General features: G+C 42.7%; 21 protein-coding genes. 13 read left to right on the top strand and 8 right to left on the bottom strand.

Features of this window, described 5'->3' with window-relative positions; genetic code table 11:
* Positions 1 to 250 precede the first annotated feature (250 nt).
* The 4 genes from HGR01_RS23310 to HGR01_RS23295 all read right to left on the bottom strand — a co-directional run bounded on the left by HGR01_RS23310 (position 251) and on the right by HGR01_RS23295 (position 3,628).
* A complete protein-coding gene (locus tag HGR01_RS23310; protein ID WP_045873224.1) occupies positions 251 to 667 on the bottom strand; it encodes a type II toxin-antitoxin system VapC family toxin in 417 nt (138 codons plus the stop codon).
* Positions 664 to 1,029, bottom strand: coding sequence for a hypothetical protein (locus HGR01_RS23305; RefSeq protein WP_045873223.1), 366 nt, complete (start codon positions 1,027 to 1,029; stop codon positions 664 to 666). Before HGR01_RS23305 ends, HGR01_RS23310 begins: the two co-directional genes overlap by 4 nt.
* A 354-nt stretch (positions 1,030 to 1,383) precedes the next feature.
* Positions 1,384 to 1,974: a prolyl hydroxylase family protein gene (locus HGR01_RS23300; RefSeq protein ID WP_045873222.1), complete on the bottom strand. Its 591-nt coding sequence runs from the start codon at positions 1,972 to 1,974 to the stop codon at positions 1,384 to 1,386.
* Between the two features lie 118 nt (positions 1,975 to 2,092).
* Complete coding sequence (locus HGR01_RS23295) at positions 2,093 to 3,628, bottom strand: YifB family Mg chelatase-like AAA ATPase (RefSeq protein WP_045873221.1); 1,536 nt, start codon at positions 3,626 to 3,628, stop codon at positions 2,093 to 2,095.
* 55 nt (positions 3,629 to 3,683) lie between these two features.
* On the opposite strand from HGR01_RS23295, the gene HGR01_RS23290 reads away from it, so the two are divergent.
* The 6 genes from HGR01_RS23290 (at position 3,684) to HGR01_RS23265 (ending at position 9,048) form a co-directional block, all read left to right on the top strand.
* Positions 3,684 to 4,034, top strand: coding sequence for a histidine triad nucleotide-binding protein (locus HGR01_RS23290; RefSeq protein WP_045873220.1), 351 nt, complete (start codon positions 3,684 to 3,686; stop codon positions 4,032 to 4,034).
* A gap of 249 nt (positions 4,035 to 4,283) precedes the next feature.
* Positions 4,284 to 5,162, top strand: a complete 879-nt coding sequence (lipA, locus tag HGR01_RS23285) for a lipoyl synthase (RefSeq protein ID WP_045873219.1) — start codon at positions 4,284 to 4,286, stop codon at positions 5,160 to 5,162.
* 95 nt (positions 5,163 to 5,257) lie between these two features.
* Complete coding sequence (locus tag HGR01_RS23280) at positions 5,258 to 6,205, top strand: NAD(P)H-dependent glycerol-3-phosphate dehydrogenase (RefSeq protein ID WP_045873218.1); 948 nt, start codon at positions 5,258 to 5,260, stop codon at positions 6,203 to 6,205.
* Positions 6,195 to 6,341 (top strand): hypothetical protein, encoded by a 147-nt coding sequence (locus HGR01_RS23275; RefSeq protein WP_168161025.1) that lies wholly within the window; start codon positions 6,195 to 6,197, stop codon positions 6,339 to 6,341. Before HGR01_RS23280 ends, HGR01_RS23275 begins: the two co-directional genes overlap by 11 nt.
* A gap of 510 nt (positions 6,342 to 6,851) precedes the next feature.
* Positions 6,852 to 8,102 (top strand): RNA polymerase sigma factor SigC, encoded by a 1,251-nt coding sequence (gene sigC / locus HGR01_RS23270; protein ID WP_045873217.1) that lies wholly within the window; start codon positions 6,852 to 6,854, stop codon positions 8,100 to 8,102.
* A 490-nt stretch (positions 8,103 to 8,592) separates the two neighbouring features.
* Positions 8,593 to 9,048, top strand: a complete 456-nt coding sequence (locus HGR01_RS23265; protein ID WP_045873270.1) for a Fur family transcriptional regulator — start codon at positions 8,593 to 8,595, stop codon at positions 9,046 to 9,048.
* 130 nt (positions 9,049 to 9,178) lie between these two features.
* Here HGR01_RS23265 and HGR01_RS23260 read toward each other — a convergent pair whose 3' ends face one another.
* Positions 9,179 to 10,369: a peptidoglycan-binding protein gene (locus HGR01_RS23260; protein WP_045873216.1), complete on the bottom strand. Its 1,191-nt coding sequence runs from the start codon at positions 10,367 to 10,369 to the stop codon at positions 9,179 to 9,181.
* A gap of 18 nt (positions 10,370 to 10,387) precedes the next feature.
* Entirely contained in the window at positions 10,388 to 14,347 is a 3,960-nt protein-coding gene (gene cobN / locus HGR01_RS23255; protein WP_045873215.1) for a cobaltochelatase subunit CobN, read from the bottom strand.
* Positions 14,348 to 14,436: 89 nt separating this feature from the next.
* On the opposite strand from cobN, the gene HGR01_RS23250 reads away from it, so the two are divergent.
* From HGR01_RS23250 to HGR01_RS23235, 4 genes are read left to right on the top strand one after another with little or no spacing between them, the layout of a single operon-like run.
* A complete protein-coding gene (locus HGR01_RS23250; RefSeq protein ID WP_045873214.1) occupies positions 14,437 to 16,593 on the top strand; it encodes a GAF domain-containing sensor histidine kinase in 2,157 nt (718 codons plus the stop codon).
* Between the two features lie 44 nt (positions 16,594 to 16,637).
* Positions 16,638 to 16,844 (top strand): hypothetical protein, encoded by a 207-nt coding sequence (locus HGR01_RS23245; RefSeq protein ID WP_235623110.1) that lies wholly within the window; start codon positions 16,638 to 16,640, stop codon positions 16,842 to 16,844.
* Positions 16,814 to 17,497, top strand: coding sequence for an N-acetylmannosamine-6-phosphate 2-epimerase (locus HGR01_RS23240; protein ID WP_045873213.1), 684 nt, complete (start codon positions 16,814 to 16,816; stop codon positions 17,495 to 17,497). Before HGR01_RS23245 ends, HGR01_RS23240 begins: the two co-directional genes overlap by 31 nt.
* Positions 17,494 to 18,711, top strand: coding sequence for an acetate kinase (locus tag HGR01_RS23235; protein ID WP_045873212.1), 1,218 nt, complete (start codon positions 17,494 to 17,496; stop codon positions 18,709 to 18,711). Before HGR01_RS23240 ends, HGR01_RS23235 begins: the two co-directional genes overlap by 4 nt.
* Positions 18,712 to 18,756: 45 nt before the next feature.
* On the opposite strand, the gene HGR01_RS23230 is transcribed toward HGR01_RS23235, so the two are convergent.
* Positions 18,757 to 18,918 carry a hypothetical protein gene (locus HGR01_RS23230; protein WP_155539534.1) on the bottom strand — a complete coding sequence of 54 codons (162 nt, stop codon included), beginning with the start codon at positions 18,916 to 18,918 and terminating at the stop codon, positions 18,757 to 18,759.
* An 87-nt stretch (positions 18,919 to 19,005) separates the two neighbouring features.
* Here HGR01_RS23230 and HGR01_RS23225 point away from each other — a divergent pair, with 87 nt between their 5' ends.
* Positions 19,006 to 19,794 carry a hypothetical protein gene (locus tag HGR01_RS23225; RefSeq protein WP_045873211.1) on the top strand — a complete coding sequence of 263 codons (789 nt, stop codon included), beginning with the start codon at positions 19,006 to 19,008 and terminating at the stop codon, positions 19,792 to 19,794.
* An 87-nt stretch (positions 19,795 to 19,881) separates the two neighbouring features.
* On the opposite strand, the gene HGR01_RS23220 is transcribed toward HGR01_RS23225, so the two are convergent.
* Complete coding sequence (locus tag HGR01_RS23220) at positions 19,882 to 23,274, bottom strand: CHASE domain-containing protein (RefSeq protein WP_052335350.1); 3,393 nt, start codon at positions 23,272 to 23,274, stop codon at positions 19,882 to 19,884.
* Between the two features lie 740 nt (positions 23,275 to 24,014).
* Here HGR01_RS23220 and HGR01_RS23215 point away from each other — a divergent pair.
* Together HGR01_RS23215 and HGR01_RS23210 are read left to right on the top strand one after the other, a co-directional pair.
* Positions 24,015 to 25,550, top strand: a complete 1,536-nt coding sequence (locus tag HGR01_RS23215) for a DEAD/DEAH box helicase (protein ID WP_045873210.1) — start codon at positions 24,015 to 24,017, stop codon at positions 25,548 to 25,550.
* Positions 25,551 to 25,632: 82 nt separating this feature from the next.
* A complete protein-coding gene (locus HGR01_RS23210; protein ID WP_045873209.1) occupies positions 25,633 to 26,850 on the top strand; it encodes a DUF790 family protein in 1,218 nt (405 codons plus the stop codon).
* Positions 26,851 to 26,876 lie beyond the last annotated feature (26 nt).

Genomic DNA, 26,876 nt, shown 5'->3' with positions numbered 1-26,876 from the left:
ACAAATCAATTCAAAATTCGTCTTGAAAAGTTTGACGGCAGTTGCTACAAGTCGGGGAACCCGCCCAACGCACTGCCTCCTCAACGGGGGGAACCCCCGCACGCAACTTTTGTCTTCTCTACGAGAGGCTGCGCCAACGACACGCTACGCGTAGCTTGCTTCTCCGCAGGAGTACGCAAAATTCAAAATTCAAAATTACAGAACTCTTGGGGATTGGGGAGAAGAGGAAGCAGCAGAATTAAAAATTGCTTTACACAGTCCAATTTTCCAAAACTAAATTGGGTACTTGAGAAAAGTCCCGATGGTTTCTTGTTACCAAAATTCCATTTACAGAAAGTGCGATCGCGGCAATGCGTAAATCTTGCCGACCAACTTTGATTTTTTGTAGGATTAAATTTGTGTATAATTCTTGTGCTTCAGCAGTAAATTTTAAAACATTGAAGCTTTTTAAACTATCAAAAGTTATTTGTAATTTTTCGTAAGCCGAAACTAAATCATTAGCATTAGCTCGTCGAATAACTTGAAATCTTCCTCGAATTTGTTCTTCGACAGTGATAATTGTAATTGCGATTTCGCTAGCATCAACGCTGTTTAAATGACGAGCGATTTCTAAATTTCCCCTTTGAAAAAGAGAAACACTATCAGTATCGAGAATCCAGAGACTCAACTTACTTCCCTCTGTGTATCAGAATCAGCTGCATCTACTTCTTGGCGATACTCTTGAATATACTGCTGAACTGCGTCAAAGTCTGGATCATCTTTGAATACTCCAGCAAATTTCATCCAAGGTCTTTGAGATGGTTCAACTTGAGGTAATTTAATTTCCATCGGAATGATTTCAACTTTATTTATCCGTTGAACTACAAGCTGTTCCAGCATTGAGAGTGCTTGTTCACGATTTGCTGCTTCAACACGATACTGTGGAAGTTCCAAAATAGATGCAACTGCACTACCATCTTCTTTAGTTTCCAGCACAATATTGACCTTGATATTTGCAGCCTGTGATGTTCCTAAAGGGTTGCTTTCCATAAACTTCAGACTCCAACTGAATCTATTAGCATCATAGCTTTAGCTTGACTGCGCTATTGCCCATGCTGTTAAAATCATACCAATTTGAAAAAAGAATACGACAGATTGTAGGGGCAAGGCATTGCCTTGCCCTCTAGAATAATTGATGTGTAGCAAACATTATTTGAATTGGTATCACCTTTGAAGATACTGTGCGATCGCGTTTTTGGATGTCGATTAATGAAGTGATTACGACATACGGCAGATTCGATGTTTATGAAGTACAGCAACTAATTGAAAAAAGTAAGTGAGTAATAAGTAAATTTCCTACTCATTACTCATTACTCATGATGTACCTCACTTACTTCGTGAGATTCAATAAACTCTTGAAAGTTGACGGTACATCACATCTGAGCGTAAAACATACTTTCGTCCTTGGATTACAGGAGCGCCTTCATGTACTAGTTCATGAACAAAACACAAGGACATACCTGTAACAGGAACAACATCCATAGTAGGTAAATGTTCATAATATCGGCGTGGAAGATGAAACCGGGTTGCGCCGCCTTCAAAACCTTCATTCAGGTAAATCATGAAAGTCAATAAACTTTCCTCGCCGTTGGGTCGCCGATACGAACCATCATGATGAAGCGCAAACCTTTGACCTGGATCGTAGCGATAGAAACGAAAACGCTCATTCAGCCCCACAGCTTGCCATCTGCCCATAGTATTAGGTATATAATTTGACACGCGCTGCCATAAATTTAAAGCTCGTTCCGGGACATCTAAAATTACACGCTGATTATTGCGGATGTCAGGACGTATTTGAAAACCTTGCATCGTAGTAATCGGAGCATCTGTATAACCAATATTTTCAGTTACAGTAATATACTCAGCGCATTCTTCTGGCGTGAGAATATTATCCAATGTGAAAATTTCGTTACCAAGCAAATTTTTCTTGGTCATAGTTGAATGATGAGCGCATTTTGAATAATGACGCACATCATTAATCATAGTTTCAATCAAAATCTCGCCAAATCGAGTTTATCAGCCAATAATTTGCGGCATTTAGTTCTCTGCGATACTATTGCATCCGATCAATTGTCCGATACTGTATCGCTTCAGCTACATGATTAGGTTTTAATTCATCCTCGCCAGCTAAATCTGCAATCGTGCGTGCTACTTTGAGAATGCGATCGCTTGCTCTGGCTGATAAACCTAATTTTCTAATTGCGGCTTCTAATAAATTACGACTGGCATCATCTAGCTGACACCATTTTTGCAGATGACGACTCAGCATTTGGGCATTGCAACGCAAATTTTGTTGTCCTTGGAAGCGGGTACTAGCGCGATCGCGTGCTTGTTGTACTCGTTTGGCTACGGATTGAGATGTTTCGCCTGTTGGTTGTTGGGTAATTTCCTCTGGTTTGAGGCGATTCACAGCTACCTGCAAATCGATTCGATCAAGCAATGGCCCAGAAAGCTTTGCCCAATAATGTTCCCTTTGTCTGGGAGAACAGGTACATTGTTGGATAGTATCGCCATAGTAACCACAAGGACAGGGATTAGTACTCGCCACTAAGGTAAACTGCGCGGGAAACATCACCGATTGTTTGGTACGAGAAATGGTGACGTAGCCATCTTCTAAAGGTTGACGCAGAAATTCTAAAACATCACGTTTAAATTCTGTTAATTCATCCAAGAAAAGTATACCTCTATGTGATAAAGAAATTTCTCCCGGACGCGGAAAACTACCACCACCAACCAAAGAAGGGCCAGAAGCCGAATGATGGGGACTGCGAAAAGGGCGATCGCGTACTAAGGAACCGCGATTTTTTAATAAACCTGCGACTGAATGAATTTGAGTCACTTCTAAAGCTTCAGCAAAACTTAGCGGTGGTAAAATACCTGGTAAGCGACGCGCTAGCATGGTTTTTCCACTACCAGGAGGCCCAACAAAAATTAAATTATGTCCTCCAGCCGCTGCAATTTCCAAAGCCCGACGAGCATGAGCTTGTCCTTTGACATCTTTTAAATCTATACTGCCAGCAAAAGATGCAGCGTAATCAGTCTCTACAGCTTGATTTAATTGCACTGGCTTATACCGTGCGGGATTATTTAATAAATCTGCCACCTCAAACAGATTTTTACAGCCGTAAACCGCTAATCCTTCCACAACTGCGGCTTCTTGGGCATTATCTACAGGCACAACTAAACCAGCAATTCCCATCTTTTGAGCAGTCGCCGCAATGGGGAGAACACCAGCCACAGCACGCAAGCTACCATCTAAAGATACTTCCCCGATGAATAAATAATCACCTAATAAGTCAGCGCTAACTTGCTCAGAAGCAGCTAAAATCCCCACGCTGATAGGCAAATCAAAACTTGGCCCTTCCTTACGCAAATCAGCCGGAGTCAAGTTAATTACAATCTTCCGCATCGGAAAAGCAAAACCCGCATTTTTCAGCGTTGCTTTTACCCGTTCTTTGGATTCTTGAACTGCCGAATCTGGTAAACCCAATACCACAATTCCTGGTAATCCCCCGGATACATCGACTTCCACACCTACTTTTATGGCATCGATGCCGACAATTGATGCACTCCAGACTCTAGCAAGCATTTTTTATCTAACAATAACCCTTTAAAATCTCTAGCAGATGAGTAAGTAAAATGACATGAGTGAAACCACAGAGACGATTTTCAGCAAAATCATTCGTCGGGAAATTCCCGCCGACATTGTTTATGAAGATGATTTAGCTTTGGCGTTCAGAGACATTCAACCCCAAGCACCAGTTCATATTTTGGTGATTCCCAAAAAGGCGATCGCTAAATTAGCTGATGCGGAATCTCAGGATCATGCTCTTCTAGGACATCTTTTATTAACCGCCAAGCGCGTTGCCGAACAAGCTGGATTAGAAAATGGTTATCGAGTTGTCATCAACTCTGGTGCTGATGGCGGCCAAACTGTCTATCATTTACACCTACATATTCTAGGAGGGCGGGAAATGAAATGGCCACCTGGTTGATGAGTAATCTTTAAACCCAAGGGTGCAAGCAGTTGCGCCCTGAATGGGGAACTTCCGAGTAAAAAATATTCCCGAAGCGATTGATGACTGTTAATTGTGAACCGTCAACAGTCATCAATCAACAGTCAACGACTTGCACAGAATAATTTATTTTTTGAAGTACCCTGAAAATATTCTTTTAAACTGAACTCATCTAAAATCTCGGAAGATTGCTAACATAACTCTGTATATATATAGTGAAAACGGATTGTGACTGTAAAACCAGACTGGTTGCGGGTAAAAGCGCCTCAGTGGGAGCGCGTTGGGAACGTTAAAGAAATTTTGCGGGATTTAGCGCTCAATACGGTTTGTGAGGAAGCGTCCTGTCCGAATATTGGCGAGTGTTTTCAAGCTGGTACTGCCACATTTTTGATTATGGGCCCTGCTTGCACTCGTGCTTGTCCCTACTGTGATATCGATTTTGAAAAAAAGCCTAAACCTTTAGATCCAACAGAACCAGCACGTTTGGCAGAAGCCGTGCGCCGGATGCAACTCAATCATGTAGTCATCACCTCTGTAAACCGAGATGATTTACCTGATGGTGGTGCATCGCAGTTTGTGCAATGTATCACTGCAGTTCGGGATGTTTCACCCAAAACGACAATTGAGGTATTAATTCCAGATTTGTGCGGTAATTGGAATGCTTTGGAAATAATTCTCCAAGCTGCACCCGAAGTATTAAACCACAATACAGAAACCATCCCTCGTCTGTATCGTCGTGTCCGTCCCCAAGGTAACTACGATCGCACTTTGGAATTACTGGCGCGCTCTCGTCAACTTGCTCCTTGGGTCTACACAAAATCTGGCATTATGGTGGGACTTGGTGAAACTGATGCCGAAATTCGTCAGGTTATGCAAGACCTACGCGCCGTAGATTGCGATATCTTAACGATTGGGCAATATCTCCAACCCAGTCAAAAACATTTACAAGTCAATGATTTTGTTAACCCAGAACAATTTGCCGCCTGGCAAGCCTACGGTGAAGAACTGGGATTTTTACAAGTAGTTTCCTCACCCTTAACAAGAAGCTCCTATCATGCGGAACAAGTACGGGAATTAATGCAGCGTTACCCCCGTAGTAGGGGATGAGGGCGATGAGGGAGACTCTTGTAGAGACGCGATTAATCGCGTCTCTACAACCCTTGACCCTTAACAAATGACAAATGACCAATAACCAATGACCAATGACCAATGACAATTCACAATCTGTAGCAATTTTGGGAGCAGGTGCTTGGGGAACAGCACTGGCTAATTTGGCTGCGGCTAATGGTCATCGGGTGCGCGTTTGGTCACGTTGGGGAGAGGAAACACTGGAAACAGTTTTAGAAGATGCTCAAATAATCCTTTCTGCCATTTCGATGAAAGGTGTCAGGGATGTAGCTGCTCAAGTCAAGTCTTTACCTGTCTCTCGGGAAACAATTTTTGTGACGGCTACCAAGGGTTTAGAACCAGAAACAACCTGTACGCCGTCGCAAATTTGGCAATCTACTTTTCCTGACAATGCAGTTGTTGTTTTATCTGGCCCTAATTTATCGAAAGAAATTGAAATGGAATTACCAGCTGCAACTGTAGTCGCTAGCAATATTTTTGCAGCAGCGCAAACAGTGCAGTTGGTGTTTTCTTCTAATCGCTTTCGGGTATACACCAATCCCGATCCTGTGGGAGTGGAATTAGGGGGAACACTCAAGAATGTAATTGCGATCGCAGCTGGTGTATGTGATGGTTTACAATTAGGAACCAATGCCAAAGCTGGTTTAGTCACCCGTGGACTTACAGAAATGGTTCGCATCGGTAATTTCTGGGGTGCAAAAACAGAAACATTTTATGGTTTATCAGGTTTAGGGGATTTACTAGCAACTTGCAACAGTCCCCTAAGTCGTAATTATCAAGTAGGTTACCAGCTAGCTGCTGGCAAAACACTCGAAGAAGTTCTCTCCCATCTCCAAGGAACTGCTGAAGGTGTCAACACTTGTCGAGTGTTGATGCAAAGAGCCAGACAGCAGAATATTCCCGTACCAATTACTGAGCAAGTCGATAGATTACTTCAAGGTAAAATCACACCCCAACAAGCTCTTGATGAATTAATGCTACGTGACATCAAGCCTGAGTATGATTTTGAGGATGGGGAGTAGGGACTGGGGAAGTGAGCAAGGGGGCAGGGAGCAGGGGAGAATTTACCCATTACCCATTACCCATTACCCATTACCCATTACCCATTACCCATTACCCATTACCCATGCCCCATGCCCCATTCCCTACTCCTTATAAATACTGAACTGGTAATTGCTAGGTATTAGCACTTCAGCGTTATTACTAACGCATTGCCGATGACAATTACCTCAAATACTTACCAAATATTCCCTAGAGAAAAATTCGTAATTTGTCAGGATACAACGTTTTTAGTGGTGTAGATATGACTATGCCGATTATGAACATCATTTTTACTGAAATATGTTTATACATTGTTACTTTTGTAACAGTAAAATCTCATCAAATTTGAAATGTTGAAAAGCTAATTCAAAACTTAAAAGCTAGCTGTAGAAATGAATAGCTATTGGTTCAATGAAAGAACTACAGCAGCCTACTATTTCGGTAGTTATGTAACAAAAACAACTAATACAGTTTTTTTGGAAAAAAATTTCAAAAAAAACCGTAATAGAAACCCTTACCGTGTTAGTTCTTCGTAAATCACGGGAACAATAGCAACAGTTGAATAGCTGACCATTAATTTTAGCTGACCGTAATCTATTGTTACCTGGAGCCATTGAGACGATATTTATGCCAGCAACATCTTTTTACGCAGATGCCCCCTACAACGCACAAAAATCTCAGCAAATCTTAGACCAAGATCTCACGGTTGACGATCATGAGTTGCCTTTAGAAGATTTGCAAGATTTAGAGTTGGCTTCTGTTGATCCCGCGAGTTTCGCTGCTAGCACCAACCGTCGGAGTACGGATTTAGTACGCCTCTATCTTCAAGAAATTGGTCGGGTACGCTTATTAGGGCGAGACGAAGAGGTTTCAGAAGCTCAGAAAGTCCAACGTTATTTGCGGATGCGGATAGTACTTGCTAATGCTGCCAAGCAAGGGGATGCAGTCATTGAGCCTTATCTGCGATTGATTGAAGTCCAAGAACGTTTAGCATCTGAACTGGGACATCGTCCGTCTTTAGAAAGATGGGCAGCCACAGCTGGTATAAAGTTGTGCGATCTCAAGCCTACTTTATCTGAAGGTAAACGTCGCTGGGCGGAAATTGCCAAAATTACAGTGGAAGAATTGGAACAAATTCAGTCCCAAGGACTCCAATCGAAAGAACACATGATCAAGGCGAATCTGCGCTTGGTTGTGTCTGTTGCTAAGAAATATCAAAATCGCGGATTAGAATTATTGGATTTAGTCCAAGAAGGCACACTTGGCTTGGAACGCGCTGTAGAAAAATTTGACCCAACTAAGGGTTATCGCTTTAGTACTTACGCTTACTGGTGGATTCGTCAAGGTATTACCAGAGCGATCGCTACTTCTAGCCGGACAATTCGCCTTCCTGTTCACATTACTGAAAAGCTGAACAAAATTAAAAAGGCTCAACGCAAAATTGCTCAAGAAAAAGGTCGGACTCCGACTTTGGAAGATTTGGCTGTTGAGCTAGAAATGACACCCACTCAAGTGAGAGAAGTATTGTTACGGGTTCCTCGCTCTGTTTCTCTAGAAACCAAAGTAGGGAAAGATAAAGACACTGAGTTAGGCGAATTGCTCGAAACTGATAGTGTTACCCCAGAAGAATTATTAATGCGGGAATCTTTGCAAAGAGATTTACAGCATTTGTTAGCAGATTTAACCAGCCGCGAACGTGATGTAATTCTGATGCGGTTTGGTTTAGCAGATGGTCATCCCTACTCTTTAGCCGAAATCGGACGTGCGCTGGATTTATCACGGGAACGTGTACGCCAAATCGAATCTAAAGCTTTGCAAAAGCTACGCCAACCAAAGCGTCGTAATTTGATCCGCGACTATCTGGAATCCTTGAGTTAGTTAATGTTCAGCAGTTAATTAATTTTAGATTTTAGGTTGACCCCAAAAACTCTGGGTATTTAGCACAAGGATTTTAGATTTTGGATTTACTCCGCCTACTAAGGGCGGGATATAAACTAAAAAAAATCTAAAATTGGCAATCTAAAATCTAAACTTGGCATAGTCAATAATCAATAGTGACTATCACAAAATTAAATCTAGAGATTGTTGACTCTGAACTCTTTATTGGTCACAAAGTTGTTCGATCCCCGTGCCAAAATCTCTTTTTTAGATTATGGCAAATAATTTTCATCTAAATAGCTTTGAGTTTTGTAAACTCTATATACATAAGACTGTATGGGCGGGGATCGCCTATTATTTTTGCTGCTTTAAATTCTCATGAATTCTTCTTCAGTCTTTAGTAAATATTCTCAATAAGCAACGATTGTTGCAAATACCTCAAAATATTTGCTATATTCTCAACTATGAGGCTTTATTGAGAAAAATTAGTATGACTGTTTACACTTCTACTTCACTAAAAGCGGAATTAAATGACCGGGGCTGGCGTTTAACTCCCCAACGTGAAACAATTCTACACATTTTCCAAGAACTTCCGCAAGGCGAACACCTCAGTGCTGAGGATCTTTATCATCGCCTAGAAACTGATGGTGAAGGAATTAGTCTGTCAACTATTTATCGGACTTTAAAGTTGATGGCTAGAATGGGGATTTTGCGGGAATTGGAACTGGGGGAAGGACATAAACATTACGAACTTAATCAGCCCTACCCCCATCACCACCATCACCTCATCTGTGTCAGATGTAACAGTACAATTGAGTTTAAAAACGACTCAATTTTGAAAATTGGGGCGAAAACTGCCCAGAAAGAAGGTTTTCATCTGCTCGACTGTCAAATGACTATTCATGCAGTGTGTCCCAAGTGCCAAAGAGCTTTGATGCCGTTATAGCACCTGGGTGAGATAACTAAGCGGAGTCTGAAATAAAACAAATCAATGGAATTTTGAGCTATTTCTCGTTCGCTGTTATCGGAGGTAAGAAATCATTTGGGGACTCTTAGTGTTAATACCTAAGCGGATGCTAAAAGCGTCCGCTTCTAATATCCTTGAGACTGATACCGTAAAACTCTTGGGCTTGTTTAATGGCTTTTTTGGTGTCATCTGCCATTACACCATTGAGTTGACCTTTGTAGAAACCTTTTTCTTGTAGTCGTCTTTGAATTTCTAAAACACTAAATTCACTCTTAGGAGTATTAGTCACTAAGCTATATAACTTGGCTCTGGTAGTTGGGCCAGCTATACCACTAGGTGCTAAATAATTAGCGGCTTGAAATCTGCGAACAGCATCTGCGGTATTGGGGCCAAAGTAGCCATTTGGTTCTCCCTGTAAATAGCCAGCTTTGATCAAGTGATCTTGCAGAATCCGAACTGGTTCACCGCGATCGCCCATCCGCAATTTATCGCGATCGGCTACTGCTTTAGGAGCATCCTCTCCATCACCAACACCAAGAGGTGGCAATTTCTTCATTGTTGCTGGGCCTACCACACCATCAGCATCTAGGTTATAAGCTGTTTGGAATCTTTTCACCGCCTCTTCTGTAATTGGGCCAAAGATACCCGTGGCGTTACCGTAATAAAAGCCAGCAACTCGCAATCTTTCTTGTAAAACTCTCACAGATTCACCTTCATCACCTTTCACAAGGTAATTGGGATTGCTGCGCTTGTTAGTTGCTGTTGTGGTTGGAACAACGGTAGGTTTTTTAGCGGTTGTATTGGTGGTAGCTGTTTTTTTCGGTTGTGTACTAACAGCAGTTGTTCTAGTAGCGGTTGTATTTGTACTAGTCTTCTTCGCTGGTGTGGTTGTACTTGCAACTCTGGGCCGCCAGTTGTCTAATTTTTGTAAAGTGGTTGTACCTACGACTCCATCTACTGGTAAGCCAGCAGCTTTTTGAAAGCGGCGTACAGCATCTTCAGTGGGGAAGTCATAAATTTGCGTAACGGGAGCTTGATAAAAGCCTACTTGTTTCAACTTTTGTTGTAGATTCCTGACAGAAGGGCCTTGATCGCCGCGTTCCAGTGCCAAGACACTACTAACAGCACTGAAAATCGACAAAGTGAGGGCAAGAGGTAACATATATCGCCAAGCCCTGCTAGAAAGCCGTTTCCAGTCTGGTGTTGCTGCTGTGTTAAAAAAATCTTTCAGAGAAACCAATTCACTGGATTCGCTGTCTTCATAGGCAAAAGCTAGGTGGAAATACGCGAGGTTGTCCATATGGGGTTCCTACACCACTTATTTTTCTTCAATTGCTGCTTCAGCTTGATGTACTAAGGCTCGTAACATTTCCAATGTTTGTGTATTTACATCCTGCCATAAACTGCGCTTATGTGCTTCCAATAATTTCTCAGCAATATCACGCAAAGCCCACGGATTTTTTTGCTGAATAAATTCTTCCACAGCAGGATCGAGCAAATAAGTATTTACTATACCTTGATACATATAATCTTCGACACATTGAGTTGTGGCATCGTAGGCAAAAAGAAAATCTACTGTCGCCGCCATTTCAAATGCGCCTTTGTAGCCGTGGCGCATTACCCCAGCAATCCACTTAGGATTAATGACGCGGGAACGATATACCCGAGCAATTTCCTCTTTGAGTTGGCGGACTTTTGGTTGAGCAGTATTAGAATTATCACCAAAATAAATTTGCGGATTCTGTCCTTGAAGAGAACGGACTGCGGCTGTTAAACCACCTTGAAATTGGTAATAATCATCAGAATCGAGTAAGTCATGTTCGCGGTTATCTTGGTTGTGCAGCACAACTTGTGTTTGCATCAAGCGTTGCTGTAAGGCTTCGGGGGCGGCAGTTGGAGATGAGGGGGAGTAGGCGTAAGAACTCCAGTTGATGTAGGCGCGGGCTAAATCTTGATCGTCTGTCCAATTTTGCGATTCCATTAAGCCTTGGAGTCCAGCACCGTAAGCACCAGGTTTAGAACCAAAGATGCGATAGCGCGATCGCATTTGTGCTTCCTCTGAAGTTAATCCTTTCGCTTGCCAAAAATCAGTATCTTGCTGCACTTGCGCCGCTAGGGGGTTTTGTTCTGGTGGTTCATCTAAGGCGGCTACTGCTTGCACGGCTGAGTCAAATAAATCAATCATGTTGGGGAAAGCATCGCGGAAAAATCCCGAAATTCTTAATGTGACATCAACGCGAGGTCTTCCTAACACTGACAACGGTAAAATTTCAAAATCCACTACCCGCCGCGCTGCACCATCCCATACAGGCCGCACGCCTAACAGCGCTAAGGCTTCGGCAATATCATCACCACCTGTTCGCATTGTTGCTGTGCCCCAAACTGATAACGCTAGTGTTTTCGGATACTCACCATTATCTTGAGTGTAGCGTTCAACAAGTGTTTCGGCTGCTTTTCTGCCGATATCCCAGGCTGTTTCTGTGGGTAGGGCACGAATATCTACAGAGTAAAAGTTTTTACCAGTTGGCAATACTTCCGGGCGACCGCGTGTAGGTGCGCCAGAAGCAGCACTCTGAACATATCTGCCATCTAGCCCGCGTAACAAGTTGGTAATTTCTTGCTGGGTTTGTTGTAATGCGGGGAGGAGTTTGAGGGCGATCCAGTGAAGAATTGGGGGGACTGGGGACTGGGTACTGGGTACTGGGTACTGGGGATTGGAAGCTATGAGTTGCTCAACTAGGTAAGCGGCGTGTTCTTCGAGGATTTCTACAGCGTCGCCGATGGTGTGGCAAGATTTCAGCTTGGCTACAAGATGTAAAGGTGCAAGGCTAGATTCTGGTAGGGTAAATTTGTCGCTGAAATTGGCGGTGAGGGGGTCGAAATCTAAACTCCATTCTGCAGCTAAGGCGCGGGTAATACCGATGGAATAACGATTGGGGATGCGTGCGATCGCTACTATTAAATCGCGTAATTGTTGCCCTTGGGGACATTGTCCAAAAATATGCAAGCCATCACGAATTTGGGCTTCTTTTAATTCACAAAGATAGCCATTGATGGAATTTAAAATTAAATTTTCAAAGTTTAAAATGTCTTGTTCATTGGTAATCCCTAAGTCTTGATGTAAATTCTCTTGCAGCATTAGTTCGCGGATGCGATCGCGAATCATCGGTAAACGCACCGGATCTAAACTTTCTGCTTCGTAATACTCATCAATTAAATTCTCTAACTGTTGCAGTGAACCATAGAGTTCCGCCCGCGTCATTGGCGGTGTTAAATGGTCGATAATTACAGCTTGACTGCGGCGTTTAGCTTGTGAACCCTCACCTGGATCGTTGACGATAAACGGATACAAGTGAGGCATTGCCCCCAAAGCCACTTCTGGATAACAATTGCTCGATAAAGCTAAACTTTTACCGGGAAGCCACTCAAGATTGCCATGTTTTCCGACGTGAACAATAGCATCCGCACCAAAACATTCCTTTACCCAATAATAAAAAGCTAAATAATTATGAGTTGGTTCTAAATCCGGTGCATGATAATTCAAACTAGGGTCAAGGTCATAACCTCTTGATGGTTGAATGCCTACGAAGATGTTACCGAGTTGAATGCCAGGAATGGGCATGGGGCATTGGGCATTGGGCATTGGGTAATTGGTAATTGGTAATTGGTAATTGGTAATTGGTAATGGGATATGTTTTGTTTCTCCCTCATCTGCCTTATCCCCAATCCCCAATACCCAGTCCCCAGTCCCCAGTCCCCAGTCCCCCCATCGCTGAGTAATACCTTGCTGTACTGCTGATGGCAAGGTGGCGAAATAGTTTTGGTATTCTTCCAGAGAAAGGCTTTGGTTGACTGCGCGCCAATCCCTACCCTCTGGATCGTTGGTTACGCCAGTGGTGAGGCGTTGAATTAATTCATCGCTATTAGCAGGTAAATTTTCTAGGTGATAGCCGGCTAATTGCAAAGCCTTGAGAATTTCTACACAACTAGCTGGGGTATCTAATCCCACGCCATTAGCAAGTCTGCCATCGCGGTTGGGGTAATTGGCGACAATGACGGCAATACGCCTTTCTTGGGGTGGCTTAGAACGTAAGCGTACCCAATTAGCTGCTAGTTGAGCGACAAACTCAATGCGATCGCTTATTGGTTCATAAACTACCACATCGGTTTCTAAATCCTGATTGCGCGTTTGCACTGTTTTAAAAGAGACAGCACGGCTAATGATTCGCCCATCTACCTCCGGTAGTGCCACATTCATGGCAATATCACGGGGAGAAAGCCCTGTCATTTGCGATTCCCACTGTTCCACTCTCCCCCCACTGAGAATAACTTGTAACACTGGCACATCCAATTTTTCCCAAAGTTCAATCTGGGGTGTTTCTGTCTCTAAGCGCGCCAGGGAAAAGCTAGTGGTATTAAGCAGTACTGCAATTTGTTCTGAGTCCTTGGGTTGGAAAAACTCGCTCAACTCCTCTTGAATATCCGGTTCGCGCAATGAAGAAACAAACACAGGCACAGGCTGTAAATTTTTCTGTACCAAAGCTTGACATAAACTATCAATTACTCTTGTATTGCCAGAAAGATAGTGAGCGCGGTAGAACAGAATGCCGACTTTGGGCATGGGGCATTGGGCATGGGACATTGGGCATGGGGCATTGGGCATTGGGCATTGGGCATCACTTCTTTCTCCCTCATCCCCAGTCCCTAGTCCCCAGTCCCCAGTCCCCAGTCCCCACTCATACAACCCAATTCGCGGCACTAATTCCGGTGCGGGAGGATTAAAAGAAGTTGAAAGGCAACTGTCAGCAATAAACTGGAGGGCGTGAACAAAATTCTTTACACCACCTTGGCTAAAGTACTGCCATACTTGGTTCACAATATCTAAAGGCACGCTAGACTGAGAAACTAAATGGGGATCAAAAGCATCATCCCCTGGCATTACAATGAGGTTTATACCATTACTTTGAACAATTTCTTGTACTACTTCTAAACCGTAAGCCCAATAGGAACGTCCTCCTAGTAAGCGCACAATAATTACTTGAGCAAGTTCTAAAACTTCCTCGCCATAACTGTCTATACTTATTTGTTGTTGTAACTGCAACAGGTTGGCAACTCTTAATGCAGGAAACGTCGCAGGTAATTGGGGAACCGCAGCTGCCAGGGTTTGAATGTCTGTATCAGCAGCCGTAATAAACACAAAGGGAGCTGGAGTTTGTTCTATAAAAATCAAGTCTTCTGACTGATTCCATCCTCCGGATGTGGCACTTACACGATGCATAATTCTGTATTACCGTCTTAAACTGTTGATTAGAACACAAAAAAATCTTTGAGCGTTAGCAGCTAGCCTCTCACACCAGACTTTTAACAATGCTTAGTTCTTCTGATTTGAGCTTCTCTCGAACCTTACCCTTAGATACATTTAATCAGCTTGGGGAATTGTTACAACAGATGGCTCAAGCAGTGGGAAGTGCAGCTTTGGTGTTAACAGAAGCGGTGTTGGCAAGGATTCGCGTCCCTGCAGAGTGGCAGGAGCAAAGGTTTACATTGCTGGTGTCTGAGGGGTTTAGTGCGCTGTTAATGGGAAATCTCACCCAGAGAGAACAGCAATCACCTGATACGGAGGTAAGAGGAGCTAGCTTTACAACGGGGACAAATTCCGCTAATAATTTGCTCAACTCTGGTAACCAGCCCAAGCAACTTTCCTCTACATCGCAGCTTACCAGTATTTCCTATTCTCAGGATGCAGCAGAGCTGAATACGAGGTTGACATTTAATTGCGAAGCGATCGCTTCTTTCTTGGTAAAACTGCGAGATTTGTTTGGCGCTGATTCCTATACTTACCAAAATCTGCAACGTTATAGTCAAATTCTCCGTACTAATGATGCTACGCTCCAAAGTCAATTTACGCTGTTGTTATTAGAATATCTCTTGCCGCAGCTGAATCAGCAGGTAGATTTTGCACAAACTTTGAATGAGCCTCATGCTTATATTTGTCAACCTGTGGAAGATGCACTGAAAAAACAGGTTGCTCAAGAACGGCTGTTGAATCAAGTTACAAACCAAATCCGCAGAAGCTTGGATTTATCTGTCATCATGACGACGGCGCTCACACAAGTACGTGAGTTTTTAGAATTAGACAGATTAATAATTTATAGATTTGAGGATGGAAGAGCCACCAATACCTCATACAACTTTGATGCTGCGTCCTTAAATAGTGATAATTACCGTACCTGGTTTGGTAATCAACCAGGAGAACCTCCCCATCAACTCAACGGACAATATGCACTGTCAACACCAACCAATCCCCAACCCCCACTACAAGATTATCAACTACATGGGGGTTGTATAGTCTATGAAGTCCGTGCTAACGAGGCAATTCCTTCTGTTTTGAATTATCGGGAAGAAACTTGCTTTGTACATCACTCCCAATGTTGGGAGAAGTATCGCCAAGGTTTTACCTTAGCGGTGGTTGATGTGGAAAAAACTTACAGCCTTGAACAATGTTTGTTAAATTTTTTAAGGGAAGTTCAGGTACGTGCTAAGGTAGCCGCCCCCATTATGTTTGAGGAAAAACTTTGGGGACTGCTAATTGCCCATCAATGTCACCATCCACGAGAATGGACTGAAAACGAAAAAACCTTGCTGAGTGCGATCGCAGAACAATTAGCGATCGCTATTCACCAAACCGAATTAATGCGATCGCTGCGAGATGCTGCCAGAACTCTCACTCAAGAAAAGCATACCCTGGAACAACGAGTAGCTGAACGCACACTAGAGCTACGCGATGCTTTACTCGCCGCAGAAGCCGCTAGCCGCCTGAGAAATGAATTTTTAGCGACAATTAGCCATGAATTGCTTACGCCCTTAACTTATGTCATCGGCATGTCTTCCACGCTGTTACGCTGGCCTTTGGGTGAATTGAGCCAACGTCAACGAGATTATCTTCAAACCATCCACGACAGTGGCGAGCATTTATTAGAAATGATTAATGACATCCTCGATTTATCGCAAATTGAGGCAGGCAAAGCAGTTTTAAATATTACAGAATTTTCCTTAAGAGATATCGCAGAAAATACGGTAAAAACTTTAGAAGACAGAGCCAATCAGGTACAGTTGCAGCTGACGCTTGATTTGCAAATCGATCCAAGACGCGATCGCTTTACTGCCGATGCAACGAGAATTGAGCAAATTATTTCTAATTTATTAACAAATGCCATTAAATTTACCCCGAAAGGCGGCAATGTGACTTTACGCTTGTGGGTAGAAGAAGAAACTGCCATCTTTCAAGTAGAAGATACAGGTATTGGCATTCCTGAAGAACAGTTACCTCTACTATTTGAAAAATTTCAACAACTCGATACACCCTATCGCCGCCGCTACGAAGGTACAGGATTAGGTTTAGCCTTAACTAAACAACTAGTAGAACTCCATCGCGGGCGCATTGAAGTAGAGTCTACTGTAGGCATCGGTTCAATTTTCACCGTGTGGATACCAGCGCAGCCGATGACGGTGTGTAAGTCGTGATTGGGGATTGGGGAACTCGGGGCCCCCTCTGGGGATAAGGGGTAATGGGGATTGGGGACTGGGGACTGGGGACTGGGGATGAGGGAGATGAGGGAGACAAGGGGACAAGGGGACAGGGAGATATACCCATTACCCATTACCCATTACCCATTACCCATTACCCATTACCCATTACCCATTACCCATTACCCATTACCCATTACCCAATGCCCCATGCCCCATGCCCCATGCCCCATGCCCAAAAGGCTTAATTGTCTCTTGCCAAGCCCCCGTTGATTCACCGTTGCATCAACCGCTAGTAATTGCAGCGATGGCACAGGCGGCGGTGAATAATGGCGCTGTTGGGGTGCGGATAGATACCCCCAATCACATTCAAGCTGTGCGTGCTTGTGTGAATGCGCCGATTATTGGGCTATGGAAACAAGTTATAGCTGGCTACGATGTCTACATTACCCCTCAGTTTCATCATGCTGTAGCTGTGGCGGCTGCTGGGGCTGATATTATTGCCATCGATGCCACAATGAGAAGCCGCCCTGGTGATGAGCAATTAGCAACGATGATTGCCAGAATTCATCAAGAATTAAATAAACCAGTTATGGCAGATGTCGATACAATTGAGGCGGCAAAAGCAGCAGTCAATGCTGGAGCAGATATTGTGGGAACAACTCTTTTTGGTTACACAGCCGCAACCAAAGATTTTACGCCTCCTGGTTGGGAACTCCTCAGCCAGATGGTTGAACAGCTAAATATTCCCGTGATTTGTGAAGGTGGGATAGCTTCACCCCAAATGGCTCGCCAAGCCTTAGCTTTAGGGGCTGATGCTGTTGTCGTTGGTACTGCTATTACTGGGATTGACATTCAAGTCAGAGCCTATAAATCAATAATGAGTTCTGAAAAATTATGAAAATACTTGTACTGAATGCCGGATCTAGTAGTCAAAAAAGTTGTCTTTATGAAATCAAAGATGATTTTCTCCCCAAACAAGCACCTCAACCGCTTTGGGAAGGTAAAGTCAACTGGACGAAAGAGCAAGGTGTCGCAGAAATTCAGGTGAAAACCGCTACAGGTGAAGTGCTGGAAGAATCAATCTATGCGGACTCGCGACAGGCACATGTCACCTATATGCTTTACACTCTGACTCGCGGTGCTACCAAGGTAATTGGTAATCTGTCAGAAATCGATGTGGTAGGTCATCGTGTAGTACATGGGGGAGAAGATTACCGTAAAAGTACGGTGATTAATGAGGATGTGAAAAAAGCGATCGCCCAACTTGCTACTTTAGCACCTGTACATAATCCGGCGGCTGTGGAAGGTATAGAAGCCATCGAGCAAAGCTTGGGTGATGTGAAGCAGGTGGCAGTATTTGATACTGGATTTCATGCCACTATCCCTGATGCTGCGGCAATCTATCCCGGCCCTTATGAGTGGGTGGAGCAAGGTATCCGCCGCTATGGGTTTCATGGTATCAGTCACCAATACTGCGCTCAACGGGCGGCTGATATCCTGGGACGAGATTTAGCATCGCTGAAATTAATTAATTGTCATTTAGGTAACGGCTGTTCTTTAGCAGCAATTCAAAACGGCCGCAGCATAGATACGACTATGGGCTTTACACCCTTAGATGGGTTAATGATGGGTAGTCGTTCTGGTTCCATCGATCCAGGGATTTTAATTTACCTGCTACGACAATCTAATTATTCTGCCGAAAGTCTTGATTATGTTCTCAATAAATCTTCTGGGTTACGTGGAATTTCTGGTATATCCAGTGATTTGCCAGAAGTAATCGCTGCGATCGCTCAAGGTAATTATCGCGCCCAGTTAGCTTGGGATATGTACGTGCATCGCTTGCGTGCTGGCATTGGTTCTATGCTTGCCAGTTTAGGGGGCTTAGATGTTCTAGTATTTACCGCAGGTGTCGGTGAAAAATCCCCTGGAATTCGTCAAGCTGTTTCCGAAGGCTTTGGGTTTTTAGGGCTGAAAATCGACCCCCAGAAAAATCAACAAAACCCCGTTGATATCGACATCACCACCCCAGAATCAACGATACGGGTCTTAGTCATTCATACTCAAGAAGATTGGGCGATCGCACAACAATGCTGGTTACTTTTAACTAAGTAAAAATAGTACTTCTATTTTTCACCCAATTACTACTCTGCATCACCATTAGCCTTGGCTGTTGATTTTTGTTGTGCTGTAATTAGATATACCAGTCAATGCCTTGAGATATTGCAGTTTCTTGGTGGAAGTTGTCAATTGCCATAGGGGATAGGGAATTAAAAAATATACTAGACTCTTGTACAGACGCGATTCATCGCGTCTGTGCATCTCTTGACAACCCCCACCAATCAATATGCAACTTCCATGCATTACAGCTGACAAATAATCCCCAGCTAATAAGGTCAGTCAATCACAATGTTTGCTTTATATCGTGAAACTATCAATACATTTTTGACAATTAGTGTCTGTATTCTAGGAATTGCCTTGATGCAATTACCTCGAATGCACAGCTTTTTAAATAATCGAGACACTGCTTCTGTAGAAACGCTAGAAAGAGAAATTAAAGCAGAACAGGTGCGATTAAATTTTTTAAAACAAACGCCTGGCTTTGGCTATGAAAACTTGATTGCTGATTGGGTATATTTAAATTTTCTCCAATACTTTGGTGATGAAGAAGCACGCGAGAAAACAGGTTATGCAGCCAGCCCTAAGTATTTTGAAGTGATTCTCGGGCATAACCCCAGATTTCTAGATGCTTATTTAGGCCTATCTGTCAGTACTTCTCTTTATGCAGGTTTACCTGAGCGTTCTATAGAATTAATGGAACATGGGTTACAATTTTTATCGCCTAAAGTTCCAGAAAATGCTTATTATGTATGGCGTTATAAAGCTATCGATGAATTATTGTTTTTAGGTGATGCCCAAGCATCTAAAAAATCTTTAATGCAAGCTATAGATTGGGCTAGCACTTATGACGATGAAGAAAGCCAGAATGTAGCTAAAATCTCTCAAAAAACTGTGAAATTTCTAAGCAGTAATCCTCATAGTAAACATGCTAGAATTTCTACATGGGTCATGGTATTAAATAACGGAGTTGATAAAAACACGCAACAAAGAGCAATTAGAGAAATCGAAGCTTTAGGTGGCAAAGTAGTTAAAACTCCAGAAGGTAATAATCAAATTCTATTACCGCCAAAAGATTAAATTTGGCGTTTGTTAAGGAAGGAGTCCTAATGAAACAAGTTTCACCACCAAGCATTTAAGTAATTCTTACCTGTTCCCTGTTGCCCGTTAAGTCCTCCCTGTCAAATTAGCTATGACTGCGACTAATTCTGCGGGATTCACGGGTTTGGGAATGTGGAGTTGAAAGCCGGCTAATAAGGCTTGTGTGCGGTCTTCTGACCTGGCGTAGGCTGTGAGTGCAACGGCGGGTATTCTTCCTCCCTGTTCTGGAGGTAGTCCCCGGAGTTGGCGAATTAAGACATAGCCGTCTTCTTTGGGCATTCCAATATCGCTTACTAAGACATCAGGGTGGAATTGGGGCACAGCAGCTAGGGCCTCAGCAGCTGATGCTGCTGTCATGACTTGGGCACCATAGGGTGATAAAACGGTGGTGAGTAATTGTCTTGCATCTGGCTCATCATCCACAACTAACACGCGTAAACCATTGAGGGTTTGTGGTTCATTGGGGCGATCATCGCTATTGATGAGGGGTTCGCGTTGGGGTGAGGTGGTATGGTCTACAGCAACTGCTTTCATGGGTAAATTAACAATGAAAGTTGCACCTTTACCAATGCCTGGACTTTCCGCCGAGACTGTGCCACCGTGTAATTCTACCAGATGACGGACGATCGCTAGTCCTAATCCCAAACCGCCATGCGATCGCGTGCTGGAACTGTCGGCTTGGCGAAAGCGGTCAAATACGAATGGTAGGAATTCTGGGGGAATACCGCTACCATTATCGCTGACGCGAATTTGCACGCGAGAATTAATTCTTTGTAACTGCACCTCAACTTTGCCGCCTTTGGGTGTAAATTTGACGGCATTGGAGAGCAAATTCCAGATAACTTGTTGTAAGCGGTTAACATCAGCGATCACAATGCCGATATCTGAGTCAAATCTGCATTCGATGCGAATTTCTTTAGCATCGGCGGCTGGATGTACTGTCTCGATGGCGGCTTCGACAACTGGAACTAGTTCTACTCGCTGTAGATTTAAGGAGAGTTTACCTTGGATAATCCGGGAGACATCTAAGACATCTTCAATCAGTTGCGCGAGAGATTTGGTATTGCGGTCAATTGTTTCTAAGGCGCGAGCTGTAGTATTTTCATCAAATCTGCGGCTTTTGAGTAGCTGCGTCCAGCCTAGCATAGCGTTGAGGGGGGTACGCAGTTCATGAGAAAGCGTCCCTAAAAACTCGTCTTTCATACGGTTGGCGGCTTCGGCTTCAGCTAGTAATCTTTCCCGTTCTTGCTCTGAGAGTTTGCGATCGGTAATATCAATCATGAAGCCATGTAATATCTGCGGTTGACCTTCTTCCCGCAACACATTCACAATGTCATATATCCAAACAACTCTGCTATCTGCTGCCAACATTCTATATTCAAATTCGTAATTATCTAATGTCAGCGATGATTCTATACAATACTTTACTGCCCATTCTTGATCGTCTGGGTGAATATGTTCTTGCCAAAAATTATCTGCATACCAATCTATTGTAGGATAACCTAGAATTTCTTCACTTTGCGGCCCAACATAAGTAAAGTTTCCAGTTTGAGCATTAGCTTGCCAAGGAATTACTCGCGCTTTTTCTGTGAGTTTACGGAAGCGTTCTTCACTCTCTTCTAAAGCTTTTTGAGCTTGTTTATTTTCAGTGATATCACTAATTAAAGCAACAAAGCCTTCTACTGTTCCACCGGGGCTAAAATGAGGAACATAGGCACCATGAATATAACGAATGCTACCATCTGGGGGACTAATTTCTACTTCGTAGGTTACTGTTTTTCCTGATAATACTGTTTCGATATAAGGGCGAATTGTCTGGTAATTAGCTTCGCCTACCACTTCTTTAATATGCTTTCCGTGGAGTTCTGAGCTTGATACTCCATACCATTCTGCATATTTTTTATTATTAAATCGGTAGCGTTGTTGATTATCAATATAAGAAATAAATACAGGAACAGCATTAGTAATTAAGCTTAATTGTTCTTCCTTTTGACGTAATATTGCTTCTATTTGTTTGGGAATAGTTAAATCTAAATAAAAGGTAATAATTTCTTCGGGTTCGCTCGCCGATGCTTGTACCAATGCACTACCAATGAGAATAGGAACGCGGGTACCATCTTTACGGATAAATGCCTTTTCAAAAGGAGTTGCTACTCCATGATTTCTTAGTTCTGTAATTGCTTGGTTATCTAAAGATAGGTATTCTGCGGGTGTAATGTGATTGGGGTGAATTGTACCAGCAACCATATCTTCTATGGTGTAACCTAGCATTCTGAGGAAATATTCGTTGGCGTATTTGATGTTTCCCTCAAAGTCAGTGCAAGCAACACCAAAAATATTCGATTCTACTAACCGCCGAAAGCGCTTTTCGCTTTCTTTGAGTGCAGCTTGCGATACTCCCAAGGCGATGGCTGATGTTTCGACTGCATTACGCGCCCGATTGAGCGATCGCGTAATGCCAAATAAAATAAAACTAATAACTACACCCGTAAAGCCAATATAAGGCACTAAATTTCTGGACGATAGTAAATCCATCTCTGGCTGAGACTGGAAAACTATCGTCCAATTACGTCCAGCAATTTTGATTATGTGAGTGGTTTGAAATTGGGGGTGGTAAAAGGAATTGTTAACCGTATAATTACTTTTAGAGGTGTGTAATAAATTGTTTGGCTTAATTTCTGTGCCATCATAAATGTCAAAATTTACTAGAGGCTGTTCTCCGCCAAAAATCCCTTGTAGTAAGTCATCAGCACGATAGGGACTGTAAACAAAGCCGAGTAAATTTGCTTGGCGCTCACCAATTGTATTGGGTATAATTCCTTGACGGTAAACTGGAATGTAAATTAAAAAGCCAGCTTGCTTGTGTTGATCGATTTCCTGTACTAACGTCACCTTACCAGATGCTGCGACTGTGCCACCATCTCGAGCGCGTTCCATCGCCGCACGTCGCACGGCTTCGGTATACATATCGTAACCAATGGCGGCTTGATTGCGCCGATCCAGAGGTTCTAAGTAAATGATGGAGTGGTACTCATTGCGTTGATAATTCGGTCGCAGGTTAAAGTTCTTCACTCCCTGCTTTTGCATATCGCTGAGTAATCCAGGTAATTCTTCTGCGCTAACTCGCTTTGAAAATCCAATTCCCTGAATTCCCGGATAACGTTCTTCTAAGTTCAATCTTTCGACAAAAGCACGAAATTCTGCCAGACTTACTTTTTCATTCGCTGCAAATAAGGCACTACCTGCGCGCAGCAAGGTGATATAGGTATCTAAACGACTTTGAATATTGTCTTGAGTGCGAGTAACTGCATTTTGAAACCGCAACTTATCTTGAGTCGCCGCTGTGATTTCTAGTAAGCCTGTTGCTCCCGCAGTCAGTAACAGCGTTCCTATTAAAACTACATAAGAAGTCCAAGCCGGAAGCTGATTTGCAGATTTCCATGATAAGTGCGATCGCATAGAAAAATTTTACTAATCAGAATTTACATACAGCTGATAAAATTCAAATAAAAAAACACTCTTCTTTAAATCATCAAATTAAAAATCTAGAGAATTAGCACTTGATTTTTAGCAAAATGCAGGAGAAAAGCTTCGTCTTCAAAAAAATATACTCATCATCCAAATTATCACAGGCTAGAGTGTGAACAAATATGTATTTCTTGCTTGATGATAGATGCACACCTATGATACCTCGCCTAAATTAACAGCCAATATTTGCGGGTTATGCATCTATCTAAAGAAGTAACAGAAGATTTTATATATTATGGTAGTGACCGCTTAAATAAAATAATTTTTACTGATTGATTAATCGATAATCAAGCCATCAATTAACAAGTAAAAATCCCATATTGCTATAAGAATAATATAGCACGATGTAAATACAGCCAGTATTTCAACCAGTCACCTGCTTTGTTAGAGAAATTTTTGGCGTTGTTGATTGATGGGATGATGAAAGCTCTACCTAGCTGAGAAAAAATCAAATATGAGTCCTACTATATAGTTTAGACTTTTTTGCTTTGACTCAATTTAGCGGAAATCATCTAGATTTTGTAGGTTTTAAGCATTACTAAACCCTTATTAATGATACCACTTGCTTGAAGCTGAGAAACCCGTTCAACTTAGTGGCTATCAACACAACTATGCACATTTTGCGTTATGAGTAATGAAATATGAAAATCTAGGTATAAACTGAGTTATCAATGGCTCGCACTCCCACACTCACTTTTGATCGCGGTACACTCATACTACATCCACCACCACGGGGTAAAGCCTGGATGGATTATGCCACATGGGATGACCGGGTAGAAAAGTTCCGCTTGCCAGCAATTCAATATCGTTCTGTGGTAGAAGCACTACAAGCCGAAGAGGTTGACTTTCTTGATGAGGCGAAGGAATTTTATCCCTTAGATTTGGTAGCTACTTTGGAAATGGAACCCTATCCCCACCAGAGTGAGGCGTTAGCGGCTTGGAAACTCGCCGGGAGACAAGGGGTAGTCGTGCTACCAACGGCGGCGGGAAAGACTTATTTAGCACAGATGGCGATGCAAGCCACACCCCGCAGCACATTGATTGTGGTACCGACTTTAGATTTGATGCATCAGTGGTATGCTCACTTGGTAGCAGCCTTTCCCGATGCAGAGGTGGGTTTATTGGGTGGTGGTTCTAAAGATAAAACACCAATTTTAATTGCTACCTACGATAGTGCAGCGATTAATGCGGAAAGCTTGGGAAATCGATATGGGTTGGTGATTTTCGATGAATGCCATCATTTACCTACAGATTTTAATCGCGTGATTGCCGAATATGCGATCGCACCTTATCGTTTAGGGTTATCAGCGACTCCCGAACGCACCGATGGTAAACACGCTGATTTAAATATCCTCATTGGTAGAGAAGTATATCGCAAACGCGCTGAAGATTTAGCTGGGAAAGCCTTAGCAGAACATGAAATTGTGCAAATTAAGGTGAAATTATCCCAACTTGAGCGGGAAAAATACAACCAATTAATTCAAACCCGCAACGATTTTTTACGTGACTCGCGGATTTCTCTAGGGAGTATACAGGGTTGGCAAATGTTTGTGCAAATGAGCGCGCGATCGCAAACTGGACGCAGAGCTATGTTAGCACACCGTGAGGCCAAGGAAATCGCCTTGGGGACTGATGGGAAGTTGCGAATTTTAGCTAATTTATTAGCTAAACATCATCCCGAAAGAATTATCATTTTTACTGCTGATAATGCTACCGTTTACCGCATTTCCCAAGAGTTGCTGATTCCGGCAATTACTCATCAAACTCCTGTAAAAGAAAGGCATGAAATTTTAACTAAATTTCGGGAAGGTGCATATAACACCTTAATAGCTTCCCATGTGTTGAACGAGGGTGTTGATGTTCCAGCAGCAGCGATTGCCATTATTTTATCTGGCACTGGTTCAACAAGGGAATATATTCAACGTTTGGGAAGAGTTTTACGTAAGGGAAATATTGCCAATAAACAGGCGATTTTATATGAAGTAGTCGCTGAAGACACGAGTGAAGAAAGAACTTCGGCGCGTCGTAGGGGGATGGAGAAGATTAACGAACCGCGAAGACGCGAAGAACACAAAGAGAAAAAAGGTAAAAAAGGGCATCTGCAAGTTGTCTATGGAACAGGTAAAGAAAGAACTGCTAAAGCTGCGGAACAGTTAGAAATCAATTATTCTACAAATCGCAGCGAAGACTCATCCGATTTAACATAATCAACTCATGCCTTTATCAGCGTCCATCTGTGTTCATCCTTTTCCATCTGCGTACTATTTATTATTAATTACGAATTAGAAGATGTTGCCCACAGAACTTTTAATGCACCGCCACAACGGGGAAGAAATCATCCCCAAGCGCTTAAAAATTGATGATAAACATATCAATTTAGCTAACGAATTAATCGCCTACTTCCAAGCAGCAGTTGGCAAAACTCAAGGGATGCTAGAACGCCAACTTACAGATTTTGAAGGCGATACCACAGATTACCGCGTCAAACGAGGTTTGGCTTATATTCTTAAAAGCAGTTTTTGCACCTTTGAAGTGGTGAGTCCCCTTGAACCACCCATGTTACGAGAACGGGTATTTGCTTTAGCTGCAAAATCTGTTCCTAGCAAGGAAGCGACTCAACTTACCCTGAATAAAATTGCTGATGAATTAACTCATGAACTTGAGCGAGAAGTTTTACCCGAACAAGTTCATAATGGCTTATATGCTGATTTAAATGAAAATAAAATTTTGACGGTTTTTGATGCACCCACACCCCAAGATTTATTGCATCGCTATAACCTATCACAAGTACAGGGAGTATTTTATAAAGCCAGTCAATTAATATTAAATGCTCATCGCAACGTTCCGGGGGAATATAAGCTGTTATTTCGCTATCTCAAGTTATTTCAACTGATGGCTTATATTGAAGGCGATGCCGATCATGGGTTTACAATTACCATTGACGGCCCTACTAGTTTATTTAATCCTAGTACGCGTTACGGGTTAGCGATCGCTAAACTTATCCCCGCCTTACTCCATGTAACTCGCTGGAGTCTCGCTTCCACCCTGCAAACCCGCGACGCTTACACTAACACTTGGCGCACTGGACGTTTTACCCTCAATTCTGAATGTGGTTTAGTAACACACTACTCCCCAGGTAAACCCTACGATAGTATGCTAGAAGCATCCTTTGCTGATAAATGGGATGCGCTGAAATCGGAGTGGGTATTAGAGCGAGAAGTTGATTTAATTCCGATTCCGGGAAGTGTGATGATTCCCGATTTTCGCCTAGTCCATCCTGATGGACGCACATTCCTATTAGAAATTGTCGGTTATTGGCGACCAGAATATTTACAAAAGAAATTCTCGCAAGTACGACGTGCGGGAAGAGATGATTTAATTTTGGCTATTTCTGAAAGATTGAATTTAGAAAAAGCTGGCGTGAAATTAAATGATGTTCCAGCAAGAATTATTTGGTTTAAAGATAAATTATTACCCAAATCGGTGCTAGCAGTCATGGAATCATAAATTAAGTGGTATTCAAATGTAGGGTG

Origin of the sequence: Tolypothrix sp. PCC 7712 (assembly GCF_025860405.1) — a bacterium.
Classification (GTDB): domain Bacteria; phylum Cyanobacteriota; class Cyanobacteriia; order Cyanobacteriales; family Nostocaceae; genus Aulosira; species Aulosira diplosiphon.
Note: the sequence above shows the minus strand (reverse complement) of the source record. Positions and strands in the feature narration are given on the sequence as shown.